We start from the raw sequence: 10,710 nt of genomic DNA, 5'->3' as shown, positions 1-10,710 counted from the left end.
AGCACCGCCAGCAACCGGGCCAGCAGGACTCGCGGCTTACATCGCACTCAGCAAGATGGGGTCAGGACACCGCTTACCCTTCTTCAAGGCTCAGGCATTCATAAAAATCGCGAAGATGCTCTTCCACAGTTGTTACGTCTCACTTCTTTACCTCTGTTTGCCGGCCGTCAGTTACCGTAACATGTCTGGTGATCGATCGACGCACTTCGTATAATTTTGTAGTAATGCGCTAGCTCGGCTAAGCTAAAGAAGTCTACCATGGCTCCTGCCTACCTTTCGCCGGCTCGCTCCCTCATCAGTTCGTAAAATGGGTAGCCTCGAATGAACTCACCAGGGCAGTCGAACGATTTATAGAGGCACTGGTGATTACCAAGGCCCTTAATGCGCTCTGTCATCTCAGCTGCCGTTGAAGTGAGCCCCAGAGCAGAAAGCTCGGCCGGCGTCACGTTCGGGACCTTGTGGATGAACCAGGTCAGTAGCGGTTCCCGGTAATCCGTGCCGCCCGCCTTGAAGTGTCTAAGGTACTGGGAAGCTAGGATAACGCCAGTTCCAAACTCCCTCCCCTGAAGCAGCAGCTTGCGTAGGACATCGAACTCGTACCGCATGATATTGTCAGCTTCGTCGACGAGAAGGTAGGAGTCTACAGCACGAAGCTGAGGGTCCTGTCCGATGAACGGCCGCTTGGGGGTCCTGAGCATGTTTTCGTAGAACATGTTTAGCATCACGGCCACTAGCAGGTTTTTGCTGTGATCGTCCTGACCCAAAGCGTCTAGCGCTATCACGACCACGCCGTCGAGAAACTTGTCAAAGGGTACGATCTTCGACTGGTCTTCCTCAAATATCTCCATGTCCAGCATGTCGCCAATTATCGACATGGGGGAGTCGGGCTTGCCTTCTACGATATCATGGTAGGCAGTATGCACCTCACGCAGCGTCGGTGGGACGTCTTGCGCCGCCCCGTCATAGGCTTCCTTAACGGCACGCTTCAGCTTGTCGCGTTGCACGGTGCCAATCCCCGAGTAGATCTTGCCCAGAACGTCGGCAAAGAATCTGAATCGTTCGAACCAAGGGGCAGGAACATCGCCGCTTCCGCGTGTGTCGAACAGGTTCAAAGGTATCCGATGTGGCCGGATCACCCGCGCTCCGGTGGCGGCCACGAACTCGTCGCTGCTATAGTCACGCTTATAGTCGAAAATGAGGAACCTTGGCGGGTGGCCGCGGTTGTCGGGTCCCGAAGACGCGATCTGCGCCATCAGCGATTTCAGGAGCTGCGTTTTGCCCGTCCCAAGGTCGCCGACGACACCAATATTCAGTTGGTTGAGACGGGTATCCGATATGTTCAGCTGTAGATCGCGAGGCTTGAAGCCGTCGATTGTCTTGCCGAGTTGCAGGACGACGCCCGGACTCGTTGGTTCGGCCACAGTGGCTTCTGACAAGGGAGCATCAACGATCGGTTCCTGGGCAGGCATTCCCCGCTCATTGCTGGCATCGATCACAACCGTGTGAGCCGGGGCGTCATCAATGGGTAGGGCCTGTGGTATTTCGCTAGACGCCGCGTCGCGTGGCGAAGCGGGCATCAGTTGCCAGTCACCCAGGCGTGCCCGCACCATTTCGTAGAATGTAGCAGGGTCTCCAGCCACCACATGGCCGGCGTCTTCCCTGCCAATTACTATGGTCTCGTCGAAGCCATCATTGTCAAAGTCGCAGGGGCGGCTTGTTGGATTGTCATCGACGACAATGAGCCGTCCACGCGCATCGATCTCGACGCCCAGACCGCCAGCCATTATCTCGCGGGCAATTTTTTCGTGGAACTCGGACCAGCGGGCGGAGTGGCCAATGACGTCTTCGTGCTGGCTATAAACCCGCAACCCGAACCCGATGATGGATAACAGCAGGTGCTGGAATGCAATGGCCCACAGCTTAGGTTGGCCCTCATGAGGTTGCATCGCCCGCAGCAGCGATGACAACGCCTTGGCTTGAGCAAGGGCATCTCCCGCATCCTCCGCGCTGAATCTAGCTTGTGGGCGGCACTTCACCTCCACCGGCGTGATCTTGATGTGCACGCGGCCGGCTGAAATGGCCATGCCGATGACGACCACGTCCGGCCGAAGCTGAGACAGATCGCCGGCATCTGTGCCAAGTGCCTTGCAAAGGTCGCTGATATACCCGCGGAAGGGGTCGACTGGTACAACGATGGCAAGGACAGCGTCGTCGGGAGTTCCGCCGATAACCGGAAGGATGCCGTCACCCGGCCGGCCAGCGCCGCGGAATCTGTCCTGAAGGAGCCGAGCCGCTACGAATACGCCCAGATCCCCCGTGGCGCCGGCATCATCACCTGCCAGCCCCTTGATTGTTGGTATGCCCCGCCGTGCGACCTCCAATAGGACATCCGCAACAACAGCAGGATCGAGGCCTCCGCAGCCTGGCAGTTTTCCTAACGCTTGCGAAAGCGCCTCTTGGTCGGCATCCGAAACTTGGGACAGCAAGTAGTAGCCATTCGTGTCGCCGGCCCGGTGTGAGTACGAGGGCAGGTCGAAGTCCCAAAGGTATGCGCCTTCAAGCCAACCTCCGAGAAAGCATGCAGGGTCGATCGCTGCCGACGAGACCGCTACAAAATCGGCACGCCGATCATGCAGCATGTGCTGTAGTTCATGGACGTTTGGGGCAAACTGCAGCCCGGTCCGGACTGCGCCGAGGTTCTCCATCGCTGCCAGTAGACCCGCCACCTTGTCGGGCAATACATCGCCAAGTGGTTCAGGGGCGATCGACTGACGACTCTCAGCGAGAAACGCACCTGGCAGCTGTCGCCGAATGCGGTGCCTGATCATCCCGCCGATGCTGAGAGGGGTGCGCTCGTCGACCCGCTCCGAGCGGGGTTCCGTCATGTCTAGTTGGACAATGATGCCGAGGTCAGGAACGGCGTCAGCCGGTTGCCCAGAATACCACCTTACACTGTTGCCGGTATCTTCCGACAGGTTAGCGATCGTTGCCTCATCGGGCCGTGCCCCAGGTGGACGATCATCGAACACCTCAATTGATCGAGGCCCCACGGCCCGGCTTCGAGTTCTCCGGGACTCATCCTGAAGTCGAGACGTGCACCATTCTAACAAGCCTTGATTGCACGCATCGGTAGAGCCCCCCGCACTTGATACCGCAACGGCTATGGTCGGTTTGGCCGCAAGAAGCTCTGTGACATCGTCAAGGGCACGCATGACCTGCGCTGGGCTGAATCCAACCGATATGCCGCCGACACTTACCCCGAAGGCTTCACCGAATGGCGCATCTAACGAGCGCGTCGGAAGCTTTTCCAGCTCACGCCCGTTCCATAGAGTAGACCAGTAGTCCGTGCCATTTTCGACAGCCAGATAGTCGACTTGATCAAGCCCGCCAGGAGACCGGAGAAACACCGAGAAAATGTCGGGCACGCAGTCCGGGTCGAGGACGCTTGCTGCGGGACACGGCTTTCCCGCTTCGTCTGCTTCCGCCAACAGGCGCTGAGCCACCACATGCCAGCCTACACGCAGAGGGTGCAGCGGCGAAAGCATGATGGCGATTGGTTCTCTTGCGAGGCTTCGACCGCTGGCATCCAGGGATGTAACTGCAATCACGTCCGACCAGCAGGCGATCTCAGGGTCCGATGCGATCCAGGCCTGGTAGGAGTCGACGTAAGCTTCGACGACGGAAGCAAACTCATGGTCCCTCAGTGCCCACTCCCCAAGTCTGGCCGTTTCGAACACTCCCGATTGGTCGCCATCGCCGCGCACGCGGCGGGCGATTTTCTCGCGAGCATCTAAGAAGGCTGTCGGTGGGTTGAACTCGCCCGGCGCCGGCCGTGGGTCTTGGACAAAGGAGGCCTTGGACAGGATAGGCCCGCCGCCTACGCCCCAGGCCGGCGGAGCCCAATGGTCGCCGTAATCCTCAGCCATGACTATTGGCTGATACGAAACCAACACGACGTCCTCGGCAAGCAACCAGTCTTGCAACATGGTCGAACGCACAGCCCGGTTTATGGGGATCACGACCTTGGCATCAAAGCTTTCGAGTTGACGCCGGTTTGCCTTGATCAGCCGTTCGAACTCGCTGCGACATCCCACTTCTGGCGCGTCTTCGCAGGTGACAAATGTCCGGCAATTCTCACGGCCCGATTTGCCGTCCTTGCCATTACGAGAGAAGAAAACGTCAAATTGACAATTGCCTTCGGTCTCGATCTCCGCCCGATAAACCTCCGGCGTTTCCATTCGAAGGGGGACAGATGTCGGCGAGCTTGTGTTGCCATCTGACTGATCCGAAGCGAGGAGTGCCGATGCGTCCAGCTCAATATCCGGCGAAACGAAAACCAGCAGCTCGTACCGTCCCGGTCCTGGCAAGCTGAGGCTAGTCTCCCAGTCGGCTCCAGACCTGCCGCCCCTCTTTGCAGGCTTGCGGGGGGGAGAGAACTTTCGCGCCTGACGGCACGCGATGACCACACCGGGCTGCCACGTGGCCAGAGAAACCACCTTCATCGACCCGGGTTTAAATCCTGGTGCTGTGGCCCTGAACGTCATTGGAAGCTTGTGAGGGGGCGGTTTCAGGTCAGCCAGCGTCTCTCCGCTATCTGCTGCCACGTCTCCGATCAGCCCATTACCGGCCGCGGGCGTTCGGGTCACTTCAATACGGGCGCCGCTTGGGTTCCCGCCCTTTGTTTGGAATTGTAATTCGACCTGATCGGAAACGATCGCCGGCATCGACTTACTAAGAACCGCCAGCACATTGATGCAGGTCATGGCGATGTCGCCCGTTGCGGTGGGCTCTTCAGCTAAAAGCTCGGCCCACTTTTCAACGTCCAGCGCCGCCCACCATTCGGGAACCGCAGCCAAGTGATCCGAGGGTCTATAGTAGGCGGAAGTAGCTCTTTCGAATGACGTGGCTACCTCGCATTCGGAACGGATGTGCTCCAGAAAGCTCTCTAGATGCTCCCGGTCTTCATCGCTGGCCCCCTCGGAAAGTCGATCGATGCCCCTCCGAAATCCCTCGGACATCGCATCGGCGATACTCTTGAGAGTGCCAAGCTGCTCCTTTGCGGAGAGAGAGCCACTCCGCATCGGTGGCACTCCACATGCCAAGCTAACGGCGGCGCACGGATTTAGGCCACTCGCGCCATCAATGGAGAAAAGCCGGGATAGAACTTGCCAGGCGCCCGAACGAGGTGACGAACTTGATTCAACGTCGTCGGCTGCAAGGGTCGCGGCCTCTACTAGCAGCCTAGCCTGTTCGATTAACGCTGTAGGCACGCCTGCCTGATGAAGCGCTTGATCGACTAGGCTCTGAACAAAGCCGTCCTCCCACCATGCCTCGAAGGTCGCATTAAGCCCGTTGTTATTTTCAGCAACGCCGAACTTGTCGGTCGTGCTGCCAACGGAGAGGATACTATGCTCCCCGGGTGGGATCAGGGCGACGAAGCTTGCCGACCCAGAAAGATTGCGCAGATCGAGAAGATGATCCTCATCGCACCAACCGGAGGCTCCGACAGCCGGGTTGCCTTGACGAAGCTTGTCCGGCGAGACCTGCAGTAGGAAGGGCAGATTGATTGCGTCCGACCGGTCTTGAGGCTCAACGAGGCACTTAAAAACATCCGCCATCAGGTCGTGCGGAGGCCCCAGGAAAACGAGCCTAACCTCACGCGGACCATCCGCTGAGGACGTAGCGGAAATCTGCGATCGAACGCGATCGGCCAGCGCCAATGCCAACTTTGTCACGAACCTACCCTATCCGCAGAAATCGCCTGAAAGGGGGGCACGAGCAGCATCCCGCTTTCAGCATCAGGACTATCTAAAACGAGCCCAAGCATCCGAAGCTGGTGGCCCAGCTCGTTCTGTGGAATGTCCCGATGATCCATCGCCACGCCATACTGCGAAAGGTGCTGAGCAAGTCGGTGAACCGAGCGCGGCCCCGCGACATCCGATAGCGAGCAATGAACTAAGGCGATCGTCGCAACAGGGCCAAGCGAGACGATCCACGGACTGCTGCTGTGGGCCCCGCGCTTGCGCAGAATGTAGCCTTGGTCGTACCCCCGAAGGCGCGCATTGGCGGTTTGGCGCTGCTGAAGGCTATAGGTCACGAACTCATTTATGTTCGAGCCAATCCCCTTTCTGCACAGCAGGGTTCTGGTCTCCCTGTCAGCAAGCTCCTCCACTGTCTCCCGGATGTGCTTCGCCCGGGCGCCCGTGCAGAGGCGGCGTATCTGGTCACAGGCTTCGGCAAGTCCCTCTGCTGATCCGAGAATATCCAACGGTCGATTGACAACCTCATCCAAGGCCCAGAGCGTTGCATTGATGCCGAGTCTGGCGGTGAGATAGCGGGAGATGCTGTCGCGGATACCAAGCAGGGGCTTGTTTGAAAGCGGTAGGAACGAGAAGCGTTCGGGAAACATTCGCAGACGCGCTTCGGCGGCCGACGTCGGTCCAGCCCCTTCTAACGCTTCCGATAGACATCCCCAAACCCTGGAATGTAGCTCGCAAAGCCAGACTACATGGGCTGATGTCCCGAGACGCAGCACTGCTTCAAGCAAGCTGGTCCACTGTCGCCTTGTTAGAAGCGCCTTGCAGTCAATTATGGACGACAGATCTCGGACAAACTGCCTGGCTGGGAATGCTCCGTCGCCCACGTCAGGCCCCGACGGCGCATTGTCCGCGGGCAGGGGCGAGAACGTCCACTTGTGCTCAGGCAGCCAGGCCTCAACCTCCAACTGGAGAAAGCGAGCAAAAACGTCATCATCATCGGCTACGGCTAGGCCGTCGAAGAGCTTCCGCCACATCAACTCGGCATCTGCCAGGGTAGGTGATCCGAGGCAAATCATGCGTCGGACGAGCGCCCCAGGGGTCCATGGATTGCCCGCCAATCTGGGTGAGCTAGAGAACAGAGCAAGCTGCGGCACTAGCGGGGTGACCTGCAAAAACCGCTTGGCAGATTGGTTAGAGCGTTTTGGGCTCTCGAGCACCGAATTCAACAACGTGTCAAAGCTGTCGGCGTCCAAGGCGCCTAACGTTTGCGCGGACGATCTTTCACGCGCCTTCCTGATCAAGTTCTGGAGGCGAGTGCCCTGGGGAGTAACTGAGCTCTCTGTCACCCCAGGGTGTCCAACAACCCGGTAGAGTGAGGCAAGCACCACCTCTGACGTCGCGTACTCGGGAGCCGGCGACATGGCCAGAACCCCCTTGCTGTATACTTGGTGCGAATTACCCCAGGGAGCTTCCCGAAAATCGGCTAGGCTCATGGACGCTGGCCCCGACCAGACACACCAAAGCTTGTGCGCCGTTGCTCAACCTTGACACCGTTGCCGAGGCAAATCTCTGCGCGCCTCAAGACTGTAGCGTCGCGTACGATGGGCCCCGCTAGGCGGGCACCGGTGGTATCGAGGAGCGCGAGCACCGATCGGGGCAATGAAGCCTTTGACATTCCACGCTTCACATCCTTGACGGCCTTGAAGAGGTCGTACGTTAGAGCGACGGCCTGAGCTGAGGCTCCTTCGCCGACTTCCAGGAAACGTAAAGGAGCTAATGGCCGACCTTGGACAGAAACTTCTGCAGGCTGGACATGTCGCCGAGGCACAACAAGCAACGCCTGGGCGGTCGGGGGAGGCAGAGGTTGGCCAAATGTAGTTGTCAACGAGACCTCAAACTCCTGATTTTTATTCAGCAGTGACTCGATTTCACGTGCAACTTCATAAAACCCGTCGTCATCGCCATCCTCGACGATCTGTTGGAACTGCTTCAAAAGCGGTGCATCCATCACCTCGCCCGTCCGGACTCCAATTGTCCGCCTCACTAGACGACAAGAAAAATCGCGCAACACTCGCTGCACGCGCGTTGCTACCGCAGGGCGCTTCTTGCGGACATCTTGGCGGGACAAGTGCGTATCGAGTTCGGCTAAACGCAACAGCAAATCTACCTCAATAGGTGTCAAGATACGCGATTTTCGGATGAACTCCAGTCCCTCAGAAACTGATCGACTAAAACGTATGTCGATGTCTCGAAGACGATAACTGGTGGTGCGACTGACGGCCGCGAGCGTTTCGGCCTGGGTGAGCGCAGGATCGAGCAAGCTAGCGAAACTGTCGAGCAGACCTTCGATCATTGCTGGCAGATACGGAGGCCTGCGAGAGGACAAAAACCACTGCAATCCCATCGCAGTGTTATTCTCCTGCAAACCAAGTTCCTTGAGGTCTTTCAGTAGTGCTGGTCCCGCATCTCTGTCCCATAAATGGAACAAGGCATGCTGATATTGAGCAGCTACAAGTTCAAATACTGCTGTTGAGCTTCGAGGATTGGGCCTGGAGTTACGAACCGCCTGATCGTCCGCAGTTACAAGTTGTGCAGCCCATGCGCAGGGGGCCAGACCGGAAGCGCGCGATTCATGGCGGTGGCCAGCGAGCAAGTACGAGAAGAGTGAGAAGAGATCCCGGAAGCTCCACCGCTTACCACTCGCGAGCTCGTACCAACGGAGCATCGCAAGCAATGCGCCTTCTTCACGAGCGTGCGAAAGTTGCTCTCGACTGGCGCAAAATGGGCATCGTGTGCCTGCATCACAAGAACCGGCTTGAGGCCACCGCTCTTGAGCCACCGCGTAGCGAAGTATCTGTCCTGCTGGGGGCAGGCCGCTACCCTCAGATGGTACGAACAGCGACTCCATGTCCATCGGCCAAACGGCGACGTGCGGGTGATCTTGCAAAGGCCAACATGAAGGCGCATCGGGAAACAAGCTAACCGCGCGGGTCACTTTTTCTAGCAACGCCCGAACCTGCAGCCGTCCCGTTTCGGCAGCGGAAATGAGGGCATCATCCAGCACGCCACGATTGATACAGCAAACGTAGAGGTGCTCGGCGCCCGCGCGACATGCAGTGTCAAGTTCGTCTAGAAGAAGTTCGGCAGCCGTCATGCCTGATGTACCGGCGACGACTGATGCATCTTGAACGACGGAAACGGTAAGGCCATTGCGCGCTGGCTCAGCCAGTTCGCCGACGCTGGCCGTTACCAAGCGAGGCACCTTGCCCTCTCTCGGACGAAAGGCGTCGGCAAACTGTAGGACGAGCCCTCCATCGCAACCGAGTGCTCGGTCCAGATACCCGATGGTTGTTTCAATTGCCTCAGTCTTGCCATTGCCCGGGCCACCTACCAACAGGACGATGCGAGGCGCTTCAGGCAGGCCGGCGCCCAGTTCTCGGCACCAAGCTTCAAGGCGGGATAGCAGGTTGGTCTCAACGCTGCCGCTTGGCCTGCCGCTTGCGTCATCAAACGGTCTGCGAACCCCTCCAGACCGATTTCCCGCCCATTCCAACAGGAGCGCGGGGAACTCCGGATCGCCCTCGATCATAGGCCGTTCTGCCGTTTGCTGACTTTCTGGCCCTCAGCGCCGAATACCCGCCGGGTCAGTTCGATCTCGTCCAGAGCGCGCGAAACTGCCAAGCCAATGGCTCTTGCCATAAGCGGCGGCACAGCATTTCCGACCTGAGTATAGCGAGGGCACTCCCGCGTGCGTCGATCCCCGCCCGTAGTGAACTTGCCCTTGAACTCAAACCAATCGGGAAAGGACTGCAGGCGGGCACTTTCCCGCACCGTGAGGATTCTCGGCTCAGAATAATGCAACACATCGTCGGGAAGTGTCGTGATTGTTGGCGCTGGCGCCGAAGCAGACATTGGGTATATACGATGCTTCTTGAGGCCATAGCTTAGCCTTGAATTGTCATCCATTCTTACCCCCTTGCGACACTCCAACAAGATACGCGAAAACCGCTCGCGAACATCATCGCGATGCCGGGCAAGACGCATGCTATTTGGAGTGCCGGTCGCACCACGTCGCATCAGTTTCTGATATGTGGACTCAGCCTTGTGTGGAACTGCCTCGAGGAAACCCCTTGGGGATTGATCGTCGGTACAACCGACGAGGGGCCGACCTGCAGTCTCTAGATCGGATATGGCATCGTGGGCAGAAACGGGCTCGACTAGCCCATAAATGCCGAGCTGCTTCGTTCGCTCTTCCTCCAACAGCTCAAATACCCGCGACATCCCGGTGTCGAGCCATTTATGAAGGTCCTTCCGAACGCCTATCGCGATCAGTCTGGACCGCTTCTGCGGCACGCCAAAGCGTGAAGCGTCCACCAGCTCCGCACTCACTTCGTAACCTGCGGTGTCTAGACTGGTCACGAGCTTGTCGTAGAACGACTCCCTTCGCACCCGGAGACCACCCTGCAGACCAACCACATTGCCATTCTTATGAGCCACCCGCATCCCAGGCACGTTCTCCAGGATCAATGCGGCCGGTTGCATCGCCCTCACCACCTCTACATACTTGCTGAATAGGGCGTTGCGCGGATCGTCCTCAATGCGACGGCCTGCAAAGCTGAAGCCTTGGCAAGGAGGGCCTCCGGCAAGAATATCTACCTTGCCAACGAGTTGGATAAGGTTATCCCTATGCCCGTCAAGCAGTTCATCGATCCCCCAAGCGCGCTGCTCAAGCCACGCTGGCCATTGAAACTGATGGGATGACGGGGCGCTCTCTCGTACGAAGTTGGTTAAGAACGTCTCAAACGCCATTGGGTCACGCTCAATTGCAAAAAGCCCGCGCAAGCCCGACGAAGAGAGCCCCAGCGACAGGCCGCCGCACCCAGCAAACAGATCCACGAATGTACGCGCTAGCATTCAACTCACTCATCCATTCCGTCCGGTGACAGCGCCG

General features: G+C 58.4%; 4 protein-coding genes. All 4 read right to left on the bottom strand.

The features are described 5' to 3' along the window. Positions 1-269: 269 nt before the first annotated feature. Positions 270-5,735, bottom strand: coding sequence for a hypothetical protein (locus ACTIEZ_RS12755; RefSeq protein WP_439547059.1), 5,466 nt, complete (start codon positions 5,733-5,735; stop codon positions 270-272). Further along, positions 5,732-7,012: a hypothetical protein gene (locus ACTIEZ_RS12750; protein ID WP_439547058.1), complete on the bottom strand. Its 1,281-nt coding sequence runs from the start codon at positions 7,010-7,012 to the stop codon at positions 5,732-5,734. The genes ACTIEZ_RS12755 and ACTIEZ_RS12750 overlap by 4 nt, the downstream gene beginning before the upstream one ends. A gap of 236 nt (positions 7,013-7,248) precedes the next feature. Further along, entirely contained in the window at positions 7,249-9,348 is a 2,100-nt protein-coding gene (locus ACTIEZ_RS12745; RefSeq protein WP_439547057.1) for a hypothetical protein, read from the bottom strand. Further along, entirely contained in the window at positions 9,345-10,655 is a 1,311-nt protein-coding gene (locus ACTIEZ_RS12740) for a DNA cytosine methyltransferase (RefSeq protein ID WP_439547056.1), read from the bottom strand. The genes ACTIEZ_RS12745 and ACTIEZ_RS12740 overlap by 4 nt, the downstream gene beginning before the upstream one ends. Positions 10,656-10,710 lie beyond the last annotated feature (55 nt).

Source organism: Sandarakinorhabdus sp., assembly GCF_051860625.1.
In the GTDB taxonomy this organism is placed as follows: Bacteria; Pseudomonadota; Alphaproteobacteria; order Sphingomonadales; family Sphingomonadaceae; genus Sandarakinorhabdus.
The sequence above is the reverse complement of the archived record's forward strand: the minus strand, read 5'-3'. Positions and strand labels throughout refer to the sequence as shown.

What these genes read in the sequence shown, in the direction of transcription:
- ACTIEZ_RS12745 (WP_439547057.1), bottom strand. Translation starts at nt 9,348, where the DNA reads ATGATCGAGGGCGATCCGGAGTTCCCCGCGCTCCTGTTGGAATGGGCG.